This window comes from Patulibacter sp. SYSU D01012, from assembly GCF_017916475.1.
Classification (GTDB): Bacteria; Actinomycetota; Thermoleophilia; order Solirubrobacterales; family Solirubrobacteraceae; genus Patulibacter.
The window spans coordinates 1,268,676-1,287,114 of the sequence record NZ_JAFMTB010000001.1 but is presented as its reverse complement, the minus strand read 5'-3'; the positions used below and the strand labels follow the sequence as shown (position 1 = coordinate 1,287,114).

The following is an 18,439-nucleotide window of genomic DNA, read 5'->3' as shown; positions in this document are numbered from 1 at the left end:
AAGTCGCGGCCGCCACCGCACGCGCCGCCGCGATCCCTCAGGCGCCGAGGCGCCGCGCGAGCGCGCCGAGCGTCTCGCCGAGCGGCGCGTTCACCACGACGGCCGCCTCGCCGTCTCCCCGCGTCGGGCTGAGCGTCACGATCGCGACCGGCGTGCCGTTCGCCGCCGCCCGCCGCACGAAGCGGTACCCCGAGAAGACGGCCAACGACGAGCCCAGGACGACGAGCGACGCGGCGGCGTCCGTCAGCGCGAAGCAGTGCTCCACGCGCGGCTTGGGCACGTTCTCGCCGAAGAAGACGACGTCCGGCTTGAGCGTGTCCGCGCCGCACACCAGGCACCGCGGCACGACGAAGTCGGCGACGTCCAGGGCGTTCAGCGACACGTCGCCGTCCGGCCGGATCTCGCCGCTGTCGACGACGAACGCGGGGTTGTCGTGCCGCATCCGGGCCTCGAGGTCCCACCGGCTCGAGCGGTCGCCGCACGTCAGGCAGACGACGCGCGCGAGCGAGCCGTGCAGCTCCGTCACGTCGGTCGCGCCGGCCTCCTGGTGCAGCCCGTCCACGTTCTGCGTGATCACCGGCCCGACGAACCCCGCCGCCTGCAGCCGCGCCACCGCCGCGTGGCCGCCGTTCGGCTTCGCGGCCGAGAAGTTCTGCCAGCCGACGAACGACCGCGCCCAGTACGTCTGCCGCGCCGCGGACGAGCCCACGAAGTCGCGGTACTGCATCGGCGTCACCCGCCGCTTGCCGTCCGGCCCGCGGTAGTCGGGGATCCCGCTCTCGGTCGACAGGCCGGCGCCGCTGAGCACGAGCGCGCCGCCCGGCCGCAGGACCGCCGCGAGATCGTCGAGCGCCGTGTTCAGGACGGGCACCGGGTCAGTATGGCGCGCGGTGGGCGGCGGCCCGCCGGGTGCGGGTGCCGCGCGCCGTAGCCTGCGGGCATGCCCGACGCTGGCCCCGACGCCCCGCTCCTCACCGACCGGTTCGCCGACGCCGTCGCCTACGCCGAGCGCCACCACCGCCGCCAGCTGCGCAAGGGCACCCGCGTCCCGTACGTCGCGCACCTGCTGGCCGTCGCGGCGATCGTCCTGGAGATGGAGACGACGGAGGACGAGGCGATCGGCGCGTTGCTGCACGACGTCGTCGAGGACGGCGGGGGGATGGCGGCGCACGCCGAGATCACCGCGCGCTTCGGGGACGACGTCGCCCGGATCGTCCTGGCCAACAGCGACTCGACGACCGTCGAGGGCCCGAAGGCGCCCTGGCACGAGCGCAAGCAGGCGTACCTGGACGCGATGGCGCACAAGGCCCCGGACGAGCTGCGCGTCTCGCTCGCCGACAAGCTCCACAACGCCCGCACGATCGCCGCGGACCACCGCCGCCTGGGCGAGGACCTGTGGCCGCGCTTCACCACCGGCCGCGGCGAGGACGTGCGCTGGTACTACGGGGCGCTCCTCGCGGCGTTCGAGGCGCGGCGCGACGACCTGGGCGACGGCGGGCGGCGGACGCTGGACGAGCTCGCGCGCGTGATCGCCGAGCTGGGCGCCTAGCTCGCTCCGCCTCGCCCGCGCGTTCAGGCGGCCGAAAGCCCGTCGTTACGGTGCCCTCCGACGCGTGCGCAACGCTGTCGGTGTGGTGCTCCGCCCTCGTCTGTACCTCAACCACGACGCCGACTTCGACTGGCTGCGCGCGGTGGAGTTCGGCCGCGTCACCGAGGACCAGCCCGACGAGCTGTGGCAGCCCGTCAGCGAGCGGTTCGCGTACCTGACGGACGAGCCCGACGGGCGGGTCGTCGGGTTCGTGGTCGAGGACTTCCCCGGCTTCGACGAGAACGAGCCCGAGGTGGCCGCGATCTGGGACGCGCCGCGCTTCGACGCGCCGGTGCTGGGCCTGACGGACGCGACCGCCGGCGAGATCGTCATCGCCGCCCGGACGCACTTCGCGGGCCACGACTCCATCAACCGCTCGATCTTCGCGATGGCCGCCGAGGTCGAGGGCGAGGAGGCCGTCGAGCGCTGGCGTCACTGCCTGGAGACCGGCGACGGCATGGCGCACTTCGCGCTCGGCTACACGCTGCTCGAGCTGGGCCGCAGCGCCGAGGCGTACCGCCACCTGCGCCACTACACCGAGCTGGCGCCGATGGGCGCCTGGAACTGGTGCTGGTACGGCCGTGCGGCCGAGGCGATCGGCGAGGTGGCCGAGGCGCGGGGTGCGTACGAGCGAGCGCTCGAGCTGGAGGAGCTCTGCGGCGAGGAGACCGACGCCGGGCGCCGCCTGCAGGCGCTGGACGCCCGCCGCGGCTGACGGGCCTACGCCGCCGGGAACCGGTCGGCGAGCGCGGCGGCCAGCCGGCGCGCCCGGCCGTCGTCGAGCGGCCCCCGCTCGTTGAGCCGTCGAGGCAGGGCGCGCGGACGCAGCACCGGGCAGCCGCCGAAGTGCAGCGTCCCGAACAGCGGCAGGTCCGCGTCCAGCAGGCACAGGGCGCCGTGCACGGCGACGCCCGGCGCCTCGGCCAGCACCGCCTGCCCCACCGTCCCGACGGCGCGCGTCAGGTCGGCGACGACGCCCGAGCGGTCCTGCCCGCCGATGCGCAGCCGCGCGCCGGAGGAGCCCGCGTCCTCGACGGCGACGCGCCCGCGCTCGCGGTGGCACGCGATGACCCAGACGCCGGACGGGGCGACCGCGACGTGCGCCACGTCCTCGCCCACCCGCCGGTCCCCGATCCGCACGACCGTCGGATCGCACCCGCGCAGGAGCGCCTGGGCGACGGCGGCGCGCTTCCCCGCCGCGCCGTCGGGGACGAGGGACCGGGCGCCCGGCGGCACCGGGGGAACGGCGCTGACCGGGGGCACGGCGCGGGCCGGCCGCTCGGTCCACCCGGTGCCGACCGTGGCGCCGCGCGCGTCGCCGGCGACGGCCGTCCCGCCGTCCGTGCGCGCGGGGCCTGCGGGGTCCGCGGCCTCGTGCCCGGACGTCTCGGCGCTCCGGTGCGGACCGGGCGCGACCGGCCCCCACCACGCGTCGCCGGACGCCGTCTCGTCCTCGGCGGCGGGCGGCCACAGCGGCGCCGGCGGCGGCTCCTCGGGCGGGTGGTGCTGGCGCCGCCAGATCGCGTGCCGGAGCACGAGGGGCGAGACGCCCTCGGCTCGCGCGACGGCGTCGACCATGCCGCGCGCGGCCGGGGCGGCCACCTGGTCGGGCCCGTCGTGGCCGAGCGCCTCGGCGACGAACGCGCGGAGCGCCTCCTCGGGCGCGCCGTCCGTCACGCCGCACAGCAGCAGGAAGAGCTCCCACGACGCCGCGCCGTGCGCGCCGCCGGCCTCGAGCCACCGCAGTCGCAGGTGCTCGTGCACCCCGCGCCCGGCGGCCGCGAGGCGGCCCGGCCGGGCGACGCCCTCCTCGGCCAGCGCCTTCGCCACCCCGTACACCGCGGCGGCACGTTCGACGTCGGTCGGCGCGGGCGCGCCCCCGTGACCGGTGAGCAGCGACGCGAAGCGCTCCGGGCCGCCGAGCGCGTGGACCGTGACCGCCAGATCGAGCGGCGTGTCGGGCGTCGGATCCTGCCCCTGGGCCCGGCGCAGCCGCCGGTAGCCCTCCAGCGCCCGCTCCACGGTCGCGCGCGGGCAGGCGGGCGAGAGCACGGCGTCCAGGATGCAGAGCGCCGCGCTGGTGTGGCAGGGCGACGCCCCCCACGCCTCCGGCGCTCCCAGCACGTGCAGGTGCCCGGCCACGAGCGGCAGCGGGTCCAGGCCGTTCACGCGGCGACCCCGCGGAAGGACGGGCGGTCGCCCGGGGACGCGCCGGCGTCCGCGGCGTCCGTGGCGGCGGTCGGGGCGCGTCGCTCCATGCCGTGCCATCGGCGCCGCACGCCGGAAGTTGAGGCTTTTCGGTGATCGTCGGCCATGCGTCTACGGTGTCCCGCCCCCTAGTGGTACCGCCTTCGTGCCGACCGAGCACGCGGACTGGACGGGTGCTCGGGGTGGGCGGATACTCCGGCCATGTCCCGTCCCCTGCTGTCCCTCGCCACCGCCGCCGCCGTCCTCGTGCCGGCCGCCGCCGCCCACGCCCAGCTGCAGAAGGCGAACAACGTCCGCTCCCCCACCTCGAACATCACCTGCGGGGTGGTCAAGGGCTCCGGCCCGAAGTCCGGCGTCTGGTGCTTCGCGAAGTACCTGCCCGCGTCGGCCGGGACCGACGGCTACATCGGCCTGCGCCGCCGCGGCCAGTCCTACACGGGCGAGGCGAAGCGCTTCCACGGCTACAAGACCAAGCGCGTGCAGCTGGACTACGGCGACACGTGGGAGCCGCGCTACGGCGCCCAGGGGATCTCGTGCCGCATGCTCGCCGCGGCCCTCACGTGCACCAACCGCGACGGCCGCGGGTTCCGTCTGAGCAAGGAGAAGGTCACGAAGTTCTGACCGTCCCCGCCCGCGCCGCGGATTGCCCGCATGCCCGCGCGCGGGCCCGGGTACGGACCTGCACGTGAGCGCCAGGGACCTCACCCAGCACGCGGAGTGGGAGGCGTCCGGTGGCCCCGAGGCCGCCCGCGCCGCCCTCCTGGAGGCGGTCGCCCGCCGCGGCGGCACCGTCGTCTCCCAGACCGACCGGCGGCTCGAGGCGCGCTTCGGCTCCCGGCTCGCCGCCCGTCTCGGCGGCGTGATCCTGCCGTGGAGCCGCCGCCGGCTGCCGGTCCGGGTCCGCCTGGAGCTCGAGGACGTCGGGGCCGGCCGGGTCCGCGTCCGGGCCACGGCCGACGAGGACCCCGGATGGAACGCGGTGTCGCTCCAGAACCGCGTCGATCCGTACCAGCGGGCGATGGCGGAGGCCGTGGAGGACCTGCGACGCGCGACGGCGCCTGCGGCCGGATGACCGCCGCCCCGTCGACGGGGGGTCCCGACCCCGCGGCGCGTCCCGCCCCCCAGCCGTCCGCTCCCGACGTCCCCGCGCTCGCCATCCACGGCCTCGTGAAGCGCTTCGGCGCGAAGGCCGCCGTCGACGGGATCGACCTGGCCGTGCCGCGCGGCGCCTTCTACGGCATCGTCGGCGCGAACGGCGCCGGCAAGACCACCACGCTGCGGATGGTCAGCGGCCTGCTGCGCCCGGATCGCGGGACCGTCGCGGTCGCCGGCGCCGACGTCTGGCGGGATCCGGCCGAGGCGAAGGCGCGCATCGGCGTGCTGCCGGACGGCCTGCCGACGTTCGAGCGGCTGACCGGCCGCGACCTGCTGACGTTCACCGGCCTGCTGCGCCGCCTGCCGCGCGACCTGGTAGCGGCGCGCACCGAGCAGCTGCTCGAGGTCACCGGGCTCGCCGAGGCCGCCGACCGCCGCGTCGAGGACTACAGCCACGGGATGCGCAAGAAAGTGGGGCTGGCCGCCGCGCTGCTGCACCGCCCCGCGCTGCTCGTCCTGGACGAGCCGTTCGAGGGCGTCGATCCCCTGAGCAGCCGGGTGCTGCGCGGCATCCTCGACGAGTACCGCCGCGGCGGGGGCACCGTGGTGCTGTCGAGCCACGTCGTCGAGGTGGTCGAGCGGCTCTGCGACCACGTCGCGATCATGGCCGCCGGCCGGGTCCTCGCGGACGGCCCCGCCGGCGAGGTGCTCGGCGACGGCACGCTGGAGGACGTGTTCGTGCGGCACGTCGGCGCCCCCGCCGAGGAGACGGAGATCCGGGAGCAGCTCTCGTGGCTCGGGTCCTCGTAGCCCTCCGCCTGCGGCTCCTCGCCGCGCAGCTCGACACGCCGGGCCGCAAGGTCGCCGCGACCGCGACCGCGTTCGTCGTGGGCATCGCCGCCGCCGCCGGCACGTTCGTCGCCGTCCTCGTCGGGCTGGCCCCGGACACCGCGGGCGTCGCGGTCGTCGCCGCCGCCGGGCTGTGGATCGCCTGGATCCTCGTCCCGCTGCTCGCGCCGCTCGTCGGGGCCGGCCTCGACGAGTCCCTCGACCCCGCCGCGCTGGCGCTGCTGCCCGTCCGCGGCCGCGATCTCGTCCCCGGGATGCTGCTCGGCGGCTTCGTCGGCCCCGGCGCGTGGGCGACGAGCGCCGCGGTCCTCGGGCTCAGCGGCGGGCACGTCCGCTCGGCGGCGGGCGCCCCGGTCGCGCTCCTCGTCGCGATCCTGCTCGCCGCGCTCTGCGTGGCCTCGGGCCGCGCCGCCGTCACCGTGGTCTCGCGCCGCGCGGCGTCGCGCCGCCGTCGCGACGCCGCGTTCGCGTTCCTCGCCGTGCTGCTGGCGGCGGTGGTGCTCGGCGCCGCGCCGCTGCTGCTGACCGGCCGCGGCGCCGTCGAGGACGTCGCCGCCGTGCTGCGGTGGACGCCGGGCGGCCAGCTCGGCGCCGCGCTGCAGGACCTGCGCCAGGACGCCGTGGGCGCCGCGCTCGCGCACGTCGCCGCCGGCGCCGCCTTCCTGGCCGCGATCCTCGCGGCGTGGGCCCTCGCGCTCGACCGGGCCCTCGTCCGCGCCGGCGGCGAGGACGCCGGCAGCCAGGCGCGCAGCGCGATCGCCGCCCTCGCCGCGCTGCTCCCCGTCTCCGATCCCCGCACCGCGGCCGTCGCCGCGAAGGAGCTGCTCATGACCGCTCGCGACCCCCTCCGGCGATCGAACTGGCTCGTGTCGTGGACCGTCGGCATCGGCGGCCCGCTGTACTTCACGCTCACCGCGTCGGGCGACCCGGCGGGGCCGCTGGCGCTCGCCGCCGCGGTGCCGGCCTTCATCGCCGCCGGCGGCGTCCAGCTCAACGGGCTGGGCCTCGACGGCCCCGCGCTGTGGACCCAGATCTCGTCGTCCGCCACCCTGCGCGCCGACCTGCGGGGCCGGGCGCTCGCCCTCGTCGTGCTCAACGTCCCGCCGATCCTCCTGGCTGCCGTCGCCTTCGCGCTCGTCGGCGGCGACCTGGCGTGGGCGCCGATCGGGGCCGCAGCCGGCGTCGGCGTGCTGCTCGCGGTCGTCGGTGCCGGCGCCGTGCTGAGCGTCCGGGCCCCGATGCCGCGCGCGTCGAGCGCGATGGGGGTGTCGCCGGGGATGAGCGCGCGGGGCGTGCTCGGCAGCGCCGCCGGGGTCGTGGGCGCCCTCGCGGGGCTCGCCCCGGGGATCGCCTGCCTCGTCGTCGGCCTGCGGGGATGGGATCCGGGAGCCTGGCTCGCCGCGCCCGTGCTCGTCGCGTGCGGGGCCGGCGTGTGCGCGTTCGGGCTGCACCGCGCGACGGCGTGGGCGGACGGCCACGCCCCCGAGCTGCTGCGGGCGGTGACCCGTGGCGCCTGACCGGGCCGTCGAGGCGGCGGCCGCGGTCGGCGGCGCCCCGGGCGAGGCGCCCACGCCGCCCCGTCCGGTCAGCCGGCTGAAGAGCTTCCGCGTGCTCATCGCCGTGCCCGAGGCCCTCGTCGCCCAGGGGCTCCGGGCGCTGGTCGAGCGCGCCGACGACGTGGCGGTGGCCGAGGCCCCGGACGCCGCGACGCTCGCCGCCCGGCTCGACGACGGCGAGACCGACGCGCTGCTGCTCGATCCCGCGCTCGCCGAGGACCCCGGCCGCGAGGGCGTGGCGGCGCTGCTCGCGGACGTGCGCCGGCGGGCGCCCCGCTGCGGCACCGTCGTCGTCGGCGGCGCGCTCGGCCTGGACGACGTCCTCGCCGCCCTGGCCGGCGGCGTCACCGGGATCGTCGACCGGACCGACGAGCTCGACCTGCTCGCCGCGGCACGCGCCGCGGCCGCGGGCGTGGTCGTCCTCTCCCCGGCCGTGCGCGACGTGCTGGTCGACGGCTGCGGTCCCCGGCCGGACGAGGCGGTCGCGGACGCGGCGCTGCTCCGCGTCGACGAGCTCACGCCCCGCGAGCTCGAGGTGCTCCGCTGCCTGGCGGCCGGCATGCGCAACCCGCAGATCGCCGACGCGCTCGTCATCAGCGAGCGGACCGTCAAGACCCACGTCGGGAACGTCCTGGCGAAGCTGCAGGTCGAGGACCGGACGCAGGCGGCGGTCGCCGCGCTCGGCGCCGGCATCGCCGGCCACGAAGGAGGCGACCGTGCCACCGACTGACCCGGGCGGCCTCTTCCGGCCCGAGGCGCTGCGCGCCCGCGCCGACGCCGCCTACCCGCGCGTGCTGCCGCCGATGTCGGCCCCCGCCCTGCGGTGGGCGGCCCTCGGACTGGCCCTGACGTTGCTCGCCGCGCTCGTCGTCGGCCTGCTCTGGACCGTGCCGCGCACGAGCCGCGTGGTCGTCGTCGGCCTGCCGGAGCGGGCCGGGATCGTCGTGCTGTCCGGCCCCACCGACCGCCGCCCCGCCCCCGGGACGCCCGTCACCGCGACGATCGGCGGCGAGCGGACCGAGCTGGTCGTGCGCCGGGTCGTCGGGGTCCGCACCCCGCAGCAGCTCGCCGAGCGCTACCGCGGCACGCGGGTGCCGAGCGTCGCGAACGCGACGGTCGTGCTGTCGCTCGCCGCGCCGCGCGACGGCTCCCCGACCCCCGCGCGCCTCGACGGGGCGTTCGCGACCGGGCGCGCCGTCACCGCGCACGTGCCGGCGTACCGGCTCGTCCTGGGGAGCGGATCGTGATCGGCCGTCGGCGGCGAATCGACGTCCAGCTGCAGCAGAGCCCGAACGAGTGCGGGGCCGCGTGCCTGGCGATGGCGATGTGCGGACTGGGCCGCCCCACCACGATCGAGGAGTGCCTGGAGCACGTCGGCGGCGGCCGCGACGGCGCCAGCGGGCGCGGCCTGGTCGAGGCGGCCCGGCGGCTCGGGGCCGTCGCCACCGCGTTCCGGGTGGCGGGCACCGACCTGAGCGAGCTCGAGACCCCGGCGATCGTCCACTGGGAGTTCGACCACTTCCTGCTCGTCGAGCGCGCCACGCCCCGGTGGATCGACGTGATCGATCCGGGGAGCGGCCGACGGCGCATGTCGGCGGAGGAGTTCTCCGACGGCTTCACGGGCATCGTGATCACGGTGGCCGCCGGGGCGTCGATCGACCCCACCGCGCCGCCCACGCGCGACAGCCGCCGCGAGTTCCTGCGGCTCGCGCTCCGGGCGCCCGGCGTCCGCGCGCTCGTGGTGCAGCTCGTGGTCGCGGCGGTGCTGCTGCAGGCGCTCGCGCTCGTCCCGCCGTTCGCCATCAAGCTGGTGCTCGACACCGTGGTCCCCCAGGGGCTCGACGACGCGTTCGGGCTGGCGGCCGTCGCCATCGGGGCGCTCTTCCTGGGCCAGCTCGCGGCCGGGCTCGCCCGTGCGGGGATCCTGCTGGCGCTCGAGGCGCGCGTCGACACCCAGGTCACGATGAGCGCCTTCGACCACGTGCTGAGCCTGCCGCACGCCTTCTTCGACCGGCGCAGCGCGGGCGACACCGTCATGCGCCTCATGAGCACGGCGTCGATCCGGCAGATCCTCGGCACCCAGTCGCTCGGCGCGCTGCTCGACGGTCTCGTCGCGATCGGCTACTGCGTCGTCCTCTTCCTCATCGACCCGACGATCGCGGCGGTCGCCACCGCCCTGGCGGCGCTGCAGGTCGCGGTCACGCTGGTCGCGGCGCCCCGCCTGGCCGCGCGCATCGACCTGGAGCTCGTCGACCAGGCCCGCGCGCAGAGCGCCCTGGTGGAGACGGTCAGCGAGATGGCGACGATCAAGGCGACCGGCTCCGAGGCCCGCGCGCTCGAGCGCTTCGCCGGCCTGTTCGCCACGGGGCTGCGCAGCGGGCTGCGGCGCTCCCAGCTCGCCGCGACGGTCGAGGCCGTCAACGGCGCGGTCCGGCTGGCCGCCCCGCTCGTGGTGATCTGGTTCGCCGCCCGGGCGGTGCTGGCGGACGACCTGTCGGCCGGCACGATGGTGGCGCTGGCGATCGTGTCCGGCCTGCTCATCAACGGCGCGTCGTCGGGCGCGGCCGCCGTCTCGCAGCTGCAGCTCGGCCGCGGGATGGTCGACCGCCTCGTCGACCTGCTGCGGCAGGCGCCCGAGCAGCGGATCGAGGAGCGCGTCGCGGCGCCCGCGCTGCGCGGCGAGGTCGAGCTGCGCGACGTCACCGTCCGCTACTCGCCGGACGGGCCGCCCGCCCTGCAGGGGGTGTCGCTGCGCATCCCGGCGGGCCGCAAGGTCGCGATCGTCGGACCGAGCGGGTCCGGCAAGACGACGCTCGCCCGGACCATCCTGGGGCTCGTCGAGGCCGAGGAGGGCACCGTGCGGTTCGACGGCGTGGACGCCGACGACCTGGAGCTCACCTCGGTGCGCGGCCAGTTCGGCGTCGTGCTGCAGGACACGGCGCTCTTCGACGGGACCATCCGCGACAACATCCGCTTCCACGACCCCGACGCGTCGGACGCGCGCGTCCGCGAGGCCGCGTCGCGGGCGAACATCCTGGACGAGGTCCTCCGCTTCCCGATGGGCCTCGACACCCGCGTCTCCGAGGGCGGCAGCAGCCTGTCCGGCGGACAGCGGCAGCGGCTGGCGCTCGCGCGGGCGCTGCTGCGCGAGCCGCGCCTGCTCATCCTCGACGAGGCGACGAGCCACCTGGACGCCCTGAGCGAGGCCGCCGTCCACCGCCTGCTGGGCGAGCTCGAGTGCACGCGCATCGTCATCGCGCACCGCCTGAGCACCGTGCGCGACGCGGACGAGATCGTCGTGCTCCACGCCGGCCGCGTCGCCGAGCGCGGGACGCACGACGAGCTGCTGGCGGCGCGCGGCGTGTACGCCCAGCTGCTCGGCCTGCAGGTCGAGGCCGACCGCACCGCCGCGCCCTGACCCCCGGTGGCGGTCGGTCGGGCGTCGCCCCCGGGGCGGACCCCCGTCTCCGACCCTGGGCCCATCCCGCTCCCGGACCGGTCCCAGGGTCGCGCTCCGAACCGGCCGGCGGTCCGATGTGCGCGGGCGCACACGGGGCTAGCGTGGACCCCACGAACCGCCCGACCTCTCGAGGAAGGACCTCTCATGAAGACGACCACGCAGCCCACCGCCATCGCTCTCGCCGACCGCGAGCTCGACGCCGTCTGGGGCGGCAACCCCGTCGGCGACTGCGTCGGCGGCGCGGCCGGCGGCGCGGTGACCGGCGCGATCGGTGGCGCCGCCACCGGCGCGATCGGCGGCGGCGTCGGCGCCCTGCCGGGCGCCGGCATCGGTGCCGGCGCGGGCGCCGTCGGCGGGTGCGTCGGCGGCATCGTCTCCGGCCTCTTCTAGGACGCCCGGCGCCCGCCGCGCCCCGCCCCTCCCCGCCGCCCCGGCGGGCCCCCGCGACCCCTCGACGCCGCGCTCCCGAGCGCGGCGTTCGTCGTCGTGGCCCGCCGGCCGGCGCGGCACCGGGACCGGGGGTGCAGGACCGCGCCGCCTCGTCCCCTGGTACGAGGCCGGGCGGTCCCCAGGGGCGCCTCAGGTCCCGCCCCGGGGCCGATGTGCGACGGCGCACACGGACCTAGAGTGGTTCGTGCAGTCGCAAGAGCGAACCACCGAATCCGAACGGAAGAGGCTTCACGATGCAGACGCAGACGCAGGGCACCACCACGATCGAGCTCGACGACCGCGACCTGGACCAGGTCTGGGGCGGCAACTGGCTCGGGGACTGCGGCAAGGGCGCCGCGGGCGGCGCGGCCAGCGGTGCCGTCGGTGGCGCGATCACCGGCGCGGTCGGTGGCGGCGTCGGCGCGCTCCCGGGCGCGGGCATCGGCGCGGGCGCCGGTGCCGTCGGCGGGTGCGTCGGCGGGATCGTCACGGGCCTCTTCTAGGCCCGTCGCCGCCGCGGCCTCCGGGCCAATCGGCCCGGCCCCGCCGTCGGCGCGCCTCCGCCGCCGACGGCCGCACCGTCCACCCGACCGATGGAGCACCGCATGACCGCTCGTACCCTCCTCACCCTCCTGCTCGGCGTGATCGTGATCGCCGCCGTCGGCGGCGCCGTCACCGGGCTCGTCGGCGGGAGCGCCGGCGTCATCACCGCCGTGATCGGCGTCGTTGTCGGCGTCTTCGCCGTCACCGTCGTCCGCCAGGGGCAGCACGGCGGGCCCAGCAGCCACCACGGCACCTGACCCCGTCGGGCGCTCCGCCCGCACACCGCAGCACCCGCGAGGGCCGGCCACCGCCGGCCCTCGTCGTCTGTCCGCAGCCCCTCGGCCGCCGACCGCCCCAAGTAGAAGGTGCCACGTGCTACTTTGCGCGCCATGGCGACCGACAGCGTCCAGCGGCCCGACCACGGGGCCGCCGCCCGGCATCCGATGTTCACCGACGAGCACGAGGAGCTCCGGGCCTCGATCCGCGCGTTCGTCGAGCGCGAGCTGCAGCCCCACGCCGAGGAGTGGGAGGAGACGACGTTCCCCGACAGCGTGTTCCGGCGGATGGGCGAGCTCGGCTTCCTCGGTCTGCACTACCCCGAGGAGCACGGCGGACAGGGCGGCGACTACGCCACGCAGATCGTGCTGGCCGAGGAGATGGCGCGCAGCGACTGCGGCGGCCTGGTCATGGGCGTCGCCGTCCACACCGACATGGCCAACCCCGTCCTGAAGCTGCTCGGCACGGACGCGCAGAAGCGCGAGTGGCTGGCGCCGGCGCTGCGCGGCGAGAAGATCGCGTGCCTGGGCATCACCGAGCCGGGCGCGGGCTCCGACGTCGCGGGCATCCAGACGCGCGCCGAGCGGGATCCGGCCACCGGCGACTGGATCGTCAACGGCTCGAAGCTCTACATCACCAACGGCCACCGGGCCGACTACATCGTCCTGGTCACGAGGACGGACCCGGACGCCGGCCACGCGGGCTTCACCCTGCTGCTCGTCGACATGCACTCCCCGGGCGTCGTGCGCGAGAAGCGGCTGGAGAAGCTCGGCATGCACGCCTCCGACACCGCGCTGCTGGCGTTCCAGGACGTGCGCGTGCCGGCCGAGAACGTCCTCGGCGAGGAGGGCAAGGGCTTCTACCACATCATGTGGGAGCTGCAGGGCGAGCGGCTGATCGCCGCCGCGGGCGCCGTCGCGTCCGCCCAGCGCCTGTTCGACACCACGCTGGACTACGCCCGCGAGCGCGAGGCGTTCGGTCGCGCGATCGGCAAGTTCCAGGGCACGCGGTGGAAGTTCGCGGAGATGGCGACGAAGATCGAGGCCGCGCGCCAGATGACGTACAGCACCGCCTGGCGGGTCATGCAGGGCGATTACCCCGTACGGGAGATCTCGATGGCGAAGCTCTACGCCAGCCGCATCGCCTGCGAGGTCGCCGACGAGTGCCTGCAGATCCACGGCGGCGCCGGCTACATGAAGGAGTACGGGATCGAGCGGGCCTGGCGCGACCTGCGGCTCAACCGCATCGGCGCCGGCACCGACGAGACCATGCTCGAGGTCATCGGACGGTCGTACGGCCTGTGAGCGCCACCGAGGCCGCACCGGCCCCCGACGCGGCCGACGCGCCGCCCGTCCGCCTGCGGGCCGCGGGCTGGGACCACCTCTTCACCGGGGAGCACGAGGAGCTGCGGGTCGCCGCGCGGCGCTGGGTGGAGCGCGAGGTGGTGCCGCACCTGGACGACTGGGAGCGCGCCGGCTGGGTGCCGTCGTCGGCGTTCCGGCGGGCGGGCGAGCTCGGGTTCCTGGGCCTCTCCTACCCCGAGGAGCTCGGCGGCCAGGGCGGCGACCCGGTCCACGAGGCGGTCTTCCAGCAGGAGCTCGCGCGCTCGGGCTCGGCCGGGTTCGCCGCCGCGCTCGGCGCGCCGATGACGATCGCCACGCCGCCGATCCTGAAGTTCGGCACGCCGGAGCAGCGCGAGCGCTGGGTGCCGCCCGTGCTGCGCGGCGAGAGGGTCGCCGCGCTCGCGATCACCGAGCCGGGGACGGGCAGCGACGTCGCCGGCCTGCGCACCACGGCCGAGCGCGTGGACGGCGGCTTCCTCGTCTCGGGCGAGAAGTGCTACATCACCGGCGGCGTGCGGGCCTCGCACCTCGTCACGGCCGTCCGCACGTCGGCCGAGGGCGGGCACGGCGGCATCTCGTTCCTGGTGATCGAGCGCTCCGCCCCGCCGAAGGGCAGCGAGGACGACGTCCGGGCGCTCGGCCGCGACCGCGGCGACGGGATCAGCGCCAGCCCGCTGCAGAAGCTCGGCTGGCACGCGTCCGACACGGCGCTCGTGACGTTCGAGGACGTCTTCGTGCCCGAGGACGCGCTGCTCGGCGAGCTGGACGGCGGCTTCGCGCTCGTGATGGCGAACTTCGCCTGGGAGCGCCTGTCGATGTCCATCGGCGCGGTCGCCGCGATGGAGGACGTGCTCGAGCGGACGATGGCGTTCGTGCAGCAGCGCCGGGCGTTCGGGCGGCGCGTGGTCGACTTCCAGGGCACCCGCTGGGCGCTGGCGGAGATGACGACGACCCTCGAGGCGTGCCGGTCGCTGACGTACGAGACGCTGCGCAGGCACGTCGAGGGCGTCCCGGCGCTGCGCGAGGTCGCGATGGCGAAGCTGCTGACGCAGCGCGCGCTCGTCGACGTCTGCGACCGCTGCCTGCAGCTGCACGGCGGCGCGGGCTACATGCGCGAGCAGGGCATCGAGCGGGCCCTGCGCGACGCGCGGCTGGGCCCGATCGGCGGCGGGACCGACGAGATCATGAAGGAGGTCATCGGGCGCTCGTACGGGCTGTAGGCGCGTCGGGGTGGACCTCGCGCGCCCACGCGGCGGCGACCTCCGCCAGGCCGCGGGGCGACGGGACCGGCGGCACGCGGGCGACGACGTGCCCGTCCGGCCGCACGAGCAGTCCCTCCCCTGACGCCAGGCCGGTGCGCCGCTCGAAGTCGCCGTCGACGGCCACGGCGTGCGCCCCGTCGGTGCACGCCGCGATCACCACCCCGCCGAGCGCGGGCGTCGCCGCCACGGCGGCGCCCCAGGCCGAGCTGGGGACCGCGAAGAGGAGCGTTCCCCCCGGCCGGACGAGGTCGAGCGTCGACGTCACGTCCCCGCGCAGCGCGACGTGCGGGAGCCGGCGGCCCGGGCGCCCGGACGCCCGGTAGGGCTCGGCCACGACCGGCGGCTCCGCGCCGTAGGTCGTCCCGAGGAGCAGCTCGTCGTCGATCTCGTACGCCCGCCGGGAGTTGTCGACGCAGATCGCCAGGACGGCGGCGGCGACCGCGCGGCGCTCCGCCGCGTAGCCGTCGAGCAGGCGCGACGACGCCTGGCCCCGCAGGACGCGCGCGAGCCGCCACGCGAGGCCCTCCGCGTCGCCGATCCCCAGGTTCATCCCGTGGCCGCCCGTCGGCGGGACCTGGTGCGCCGCGTCGCCCGCGAGCACGATCCGGCCGCGCCGGAACGTCTGCGCGACCGTGGCGTCCATCCGCCAGAGCATCGTGTCGCGGACCTCGACCGGCAGGTCGGGGTCGCCGACGGCCGCCCGGACCCGTGCGGCGATCGCCGGCAGGTCGGCCCGCAACGCCTCGGCCTCGGCGCCCGGCGGGACGGGGTGCTGGTAGATCCACTCGCGGTCGTTGTCGACGGCGAGGAACCCGCCCAGCTCCGGGGCCAGGAAGTACGACGCCGCGCGCCGATCCGCCACCCGCGGGCCGAGCGGGGCCGAGAGCCGCACGGACAGGAACCGTCCCAGCCCCCGCTGCCCACGCAGGGTGATCCCGGCCGCGCCGCGGACCGTGCTGTTCGCCCCGTCGCAGCCGACCACGTAGGCGGCGTCGACCGCGCGGGGCGTCTCGTCGTCCGCGACCGCGTAGGTCACCCGCGCCCCCGAGGCGGTCGGGTCGACGGCCGTGACGCGGCGCGAGAACGCGACCGTCGCCCCGGCCCCACGGGCAGCGCCGAGGAGGATCGGCTCGAGCCGGTCCTGCGAGCAGAGCACCCCCGGCGAGGGCGTGCTCCCCGTGCGCCGCGTGGGCGGCGGCGGCCCGACGACCCCGTCGGGATCGAGCAGCGTGCGCCCCCGATAGAACCGGACGTGGTCGTCCGGCGCCGCCGCCCCGCGGACCGCCGACTCGATCCCGAGCCCGCGAAAGGTCTCCATGGAACGGGCGGAGACGCCGCGGGCCTTGGGGTGCCGCGACAGCCCCGGGTGCGCCTCGAGGACGACCACGTCGATCCCCTGACGGCGCAGGGCCAACGCGAGCGTGAGGCCGACGGGGCCGCCGCCGACCACCACGACGTCCGCCGACGCCGGCACCACCTCGTCCCGGCCGACGGCGTCGCTGTAACGACTTTCTCCCATACAGGCGTTACAGTAGCGAGGATGAGCGTCGACCCCGGTCCCGACGATCACCGCCCGAGGGGGCTCGGCTTCGTCTGCGACGTCCTGAACGGGCCGCCGACCGCCGCCGCATGGAGCGCCGCGGCGACGGCGCACGGCGGCCGCGAGCTGGGCGGCCGCGACGTGGTCGAGGACCGCCTCGCGGCCGCGGTCCGCACGCTCCGCGGGATCTTCGCCACCCCCGACGCCGAGACCGCCGCCGGCCGGTTGAACGCGGTGCTCGCCGCACCGCCGCTGCCGGTGGCGCTGGCCCGCACGGACGACGGGCGCTGGGCGCTGCGGCCCGCCGTCCCGGCCGACGCCGACGCGGCCTCGTCGCTGCTCGCGATCGGCGCGTTCGCCCTGGCGGAGCGGCTGAGCGATCGCGGCCGTTGCGCCTGGGGGGTCTGCGCGGCCAGCGACTGCGACCGGGTCTTCGTCGACGAGGGGCGCCGCCGTCCGCAGCGGTTCTGCACCGAGCGGTGCGCGACGCGGACGCGGGTCGCGGCGCACCGCGCCCGGTCCGCCGCCCCCGCGCCCGACGCGGCGACGCCCGCGGGCGGCTGACGCATCGCGGGGCTGTGCGAGGCTCGCCGCATGGAGCTGCAGCGGATCGCCGACGGCCTCTGGCGCTGGACGGCCCAGCACCCCGAGTGGGACCCCGAGGACGACGAGGGCTGGGACCAGGAGGTCGGCTCGGTCCTCTACGCCGCGCCCGACGCGACCGTGCTCATCGACCCGCTCGTGGTCCCCGAGGACGACGACGCCGCGTGGGCGCCGCTGGACGACGTCGTCCGCGAGCGGGGACTGCCGGTCGTGGTGCTGACGACGATCGAGTTCCACTCCCGCTCCCGCGAGGCGGCGGTCCGCCGCTACGACGCCCGCGACGTGCGCGGCGACGGCGCCCTGCCGGCGGGCGTGGAGGCGCGGCCGCTGCCGGACGCCGGCGAGACGATGTACTGGCTGCCGGCCGTCGCGACGCTCGTCCCGGGCGACCGGCTGCTGGGCGCCCCGGGCGGCCTGCGGCCCAGCCCGCCGGACTGGACGGGCTACATGCCCCGGCCGCTCGAGGCGCCCGAGCTGGCCGCCGTGCTGCGCCCGCTGCTCGAGCTGCCGGTCGAGCGCGTCCTCGTCTCGCACGGCGAGCCCGTGCTGACCGACGCCCACGACGCCCTCGCGCGGGCGGTCCAGCGCCACGGCGGCTAGCGGGCAGCGCCCCGGCACCGCCGGCCGCGCGGGCGGTCGCGATCGCCCGCGCCGACTAGCATCGCGCCCGGGGCGCGCCCTTCCGCGCGCCGCGAACCGAGGAGAGACGCATGGGAGTCCTGGACGGCAAGGTCGCGATCGTGACGGGGTCGGCGCGCGGCATCGGGCGCGCGACGGCGCAGCTGCTGCTCGAGCACGGCGCGCGCGTCGTCATCAACGATCTCGACGGCGACCTGGCGCAGCAGACCGCGGACGACCTGGGCGGCGAGAGCACCGTCTTCGCCGGCGACCTGACGCAGGACGGCACGCCGGACGCGCTGGTCGCCCACGCGATCGACACGTGGGGGCAGCTCGACATCCTCGTCAACAACGCCGGCTACACGCTCGACGCGCCGATCCACAAGATGAGCGACGACTGGTGGAGCCGGATGCTCGACATCCACCTGACCGTCCCGTTCCGCACGATCCGCGCGGCCGCCCCGCACCTGCGCGAGCCCGCCAAGCGCGAGCGCGAGGAGGGCCGCGAGGTCTTCCGCAAGATCGTCAACGTCTCGTCGATCTCGGGCACGCTCGGCAACGCCGGCCAGGCGAACTACAGCGCCGGCAAGGCGGGCGTCGTCGGCCTGACCCGCACCCTCGCCAAGGAGTGGGGCCAGTTCAAGGTCAACGTCAACGCCGTCGCGTTCGGCTGGATCGAGACCCGGCTGACCGCCAGCAAGGACGAGACCAACGTCACCGAGATCGGCGGCGAGCGCGTGCAGCTGGGCATCCCCGACGGCATGCGCGAGCTGGCGCCGATGCTCGTCCCGCTCGGCCGCCCCGGCACCCCGGAGGAGGCCGCCGGCGGCATCTTCTACCTCTGCTCGCCGTGGTCGAACTACGTCCACGGCCAGACGCTGCACGTGACGGGCGGGCAGATGGGCGGCATGACGGGCTGAGGACGCCTCGCGGCCGGCCGGCGCCGGAGCGGTCCGCTCGCGGGCACCCGGCGCCGCGGCGCGGGTCGCACGCGCACGTCGACGCCGCACGGCCCGGGACGCATCACGGCCGGTCGCCCCGGCGCGGCCGGCGCCGCGGCCATCGCCGC

Annotated in this window: 20 protein-coding genes; 17 read left to right on the top strand and 3 right to left on the bottom strand. The window is 76.8% G+C overall.

All coding sequences use genetic code 11. The features are described from left to right. Positions 1 to 37: 37 nt before the first annotated feature. Positions 38 to 871 (bottom strand): NAD-dependent protein deacetylase, encoded by an 834-nt coding sequence (locus J3P29_RS05865; RefSeq protein ID WP_210492094.1) that lies wholly within the window; start codon positions 869 to 871, stop codon positions 38 to 40. Between the two features lie 69 nt (positions 872 to 940). Here J3P29_RS05865 and J3P29_RS05860 point away from each other — a divergent pair, with 69 nt between their 5' ends. Together J3P29_RS05860 and J3P29_RS05855 are read left to right on the top strand one after the other, a co-directional pair. Next, positions 941 to 1,549: an HD domain-containing protein gene (locus J3P29_RS05860; RefSeq protein ID WP_210492093.1), complete on the top strand. Its 609-nt coding sequence runs from the start codon at positions 941 to 943 to the stop codon at positions 1,547 to 1,549. Between the two features lie 85 nt (positions 1,550 to 1,634). Then, complete coding sequence (locus J3P29_RS05855) at positions 1,635 to 2,303, top strand: hypothetical protein (protein ID WP_210492092.1); 669 nt, start codon at positions 1,635 to 1,637, stop codon at positions 2,301 to 2,303. A gap of 5 nt (positions 2,304 to 2,308) precedes the next feature. On the opposite strand, the gene J3P29_RS05850 is transcribed toward J3P29_RS05855, so the two are convergent. Beyond that, a complete protein-coding gene (locus tag J3P29_RS05850; RefSeq protein WP_210492091.1) occupies positions 2,309 to 3,757 on the bottom strand; it encodes a hypothetical protein in 1,449 nt (482 codons plus the stop codon). 240 nt (positions 3,758 to 3,997) lie between these two features. Here J3P29_RS05850 and J3P29_RS05845 point away from each other — a divergent pair, with 240 nt between their 5' ends. The 12 genes from J3P29_RS05845 (at position 3,998) to J3P29_RS05790 (ending at position 14,567) form a co-directional block, all read left to right on the top strand. Further along, complete coding sequence (locus J3P29_RS05845; protein WP_210492090.1) at positions 3,998 to 4,417, top strand: hypothetical protein; 420 nt, start codon at positions 3,998 to 4,000, stop codon at positions 4,415 to 4,417. Between the two features lie 64 nt (positions 4,418 to 4,481). Then, positions 4,482 to 4,868, top strand: coding sequence for a hypothetical protein (locus J3P29_RS05840; protein WP_210492089.1), 387 nt, complete (start codon positions 4,482 to 4,484; stop codon positions 4,866 to 4,868). Continuing rightward, positions 4,865 to 5,701, top strand: coding sequence for an ABC transporter ATP-binding protein (locus tag J3P29_RS05835; protein WP_210492088.1), 837 nt, complete (start codon positions 4,865 to 4,867; stop codon positions 5,699 to 5,701). Before J3P29_RS05840 ends, J3P29_RS05835 begins: the two co-directional genes overlap by 4 nt. Continuing rightward, on the top strand, positions 5,683 to 7,257 hold the full coding sequence (locus tag J3P29_RS05830) for a hypothetical protein (protein ID WP_210492087.1): 1,575 nt from the start codon (positions 5,683 to 5,685) through the stop codon (positions 7,255 to 7,257). The genes J3P29_RS05835 and J3P29_RS05830 overlap by 19 nt, the downstream gene beginning before the upstream one ends. Beyond that, entirely contained in the window at positions 7,247 to 8,026 is a 780-nt protein-coding gene (locus J3P29_RS20675) for a response regulator transcription factor (RefSeq protein WP_210492086.1), read from the top strand. Before J3P29_RS05830 ends, J3P29_RS20675 begins: the two co-directional genes overlap by 11 nt. After that, a complete protein-coding gene (locus tag J3P29_RS05820; protein WP_210492085.1) occupies positions 8,013 to 8,543 on the top strand; it encodes a hypothetical protein in 531 nt (176 codons plus the stop codon). Before J3P29_RS20675 ends, J3P29_RS05820 begins: the two co-directional genes overlap by 14 nt. Further along, positions 8,540 to 10,714: a peptidase domain-containing ABC transporter gene (locus J3P29_RS05815; protein WP_210492084.1), complete on the top strand. Its 2,175-nt coding sequence runs from the start codon at positions 8,540 to 8,542 to the stop codon at positions 10,712 to 10,714. The genes J3P29_RS05820 and J3P29_RS05815 overlap by 4 nt, the downstream gene beginning before the upstream one ends. A gap of 186 nt (positions 10,715 to 10,900) precedes the next feature. Next, the gene (locus J3P29_RS05810; RefSeq protein ID WP_210492083.1) at positions 10,901 to 11,146 is read left to right on the top strand and encodes a hypothetical protein; all 246 of its coding nucleotides are present in this window, start codon (positions 10,901 to 10,903) and stop codon (positions 11,144 to 11,146) included. Positions 11,147 to 11,439: 293 nt separating this feature from the next. Then, positions 11,440 to 11,688, top strand: a complete 249-nt coding sequence (locus tag J3P29_RS05805) for a hypothetical protein (RefSeq protein WP_210492082.1) — start codon at positions 11,440 to 11,442, stop codon at positions 11,686 to 11,688. A 102-nt stretch (positions 11,689 to 11,790) separates the two neighbouring features. Continuing rightward, positions 11,791 to 11,985, top strand: a complete 195-nt coding sequence (locus tag J3P29_RS05800; RefSeq protein WP_210492081.1) for a hypothetical protein — start codon at positions 11,791 to 11,793, stop codon at positions 11,983 to 11,985. A gap of 132 nt (positions 11,986 to 12,117) precedes the next feature. Next, positions 12,118 to 13,308: an acyl-CoA dehydrogenase family protein gene (locus J3P29_RS05795; protein WP_210492080.1), complete on the top strand. Its 1,191-nt coding sequence runs from the start codon at positions 12,118 to 12,120 to the stop codon at positions 13,306 to 13,308. After that, positions 13,305 to 14,567, top strand: a complete 1,263-nt coding sequence (locus J3P29_RS05790; protein WP_210492079.1) for an acyl-CoA dehydrogenase family protein — start codon at positions 13,305 to 13,307, stop codon at positions 14,565 to 14,567. Before J3P29_RS05795 ends, J3P29_RS05790 begins: the two co-directional genes overlap by 4 nt. On the opposite strand, the gene J3P29_RS05785 is transcribed toward J3P29_RS05790, so the two are convergent. Beyond that, the gene (locus J3P29_RS05785) at positions 14,542 to 16,128 is read right to left on the bottom strand and encodes an FAD-dependent oxidoreductase (protein WP_210492078.1); all 1,587 of its coding nucleotides are present in this window, start codon (positions 16,126 to 16,128) and stop codon (positions 14,542 to 14,544) included. The genes J3P29_RS05790 and J3P29_RS05785 overlap by 26 nt on opposite strands. A gap of 21 nt (positions 16,129 to 16,149) precedes the next feature. Here J3P29_RS05785 and J3P29_RS05780 point away from each other — a divergent pair, with 21 nt between their 5' ends. From J3P29_RS05780 to J3P29_RS05770, 3 genes are all read left to right on the top strand, one after another. Beyond that, positions 16,150 to 16,713 carry a CGNR zinc finger domain-containing protein gene (locus tag J3P29_RS05780; protein ID WP_210492077.1) on the top strand — a complete coding sequence of 188 codons (564 nt, stop codon included), beginning with the start codon at positions 16,150 to 16,152 and terminating at the stop codon, positions 16,711 to 16,713. 30 nt (positions 16,714 to 16,743) lie between these two features. Continuing rightward, the gene (locus J3P29_RS05775; RefSeq protein WP_210492076.1) at positions 16,744 to 17,352 is read left to right on the top strand and encodes a hypothetical protein; all 609 of its coding nucleotides are present in this window, start codon (positions 16,744 to 16,746) and stop codon (positions 17,350 to 17,352) included. Between the two features lie 110 nt (positions 17,353 to 17,462). Next, positions 17,463 to 18,290, top strand: a complete 828-nt coding sequence (locus J3P29_RS05770; RefSeq protein ID WP_210492075.1) for an SDR family NAD(P)-dependent oxidoreductase — start codon at positions 17,463 to 17,465, stop codon at positions 18,288 to 18,290. The last annotated feature ends 149 nt before the right edge of the window (positions 18,291 to 18,439 follow it).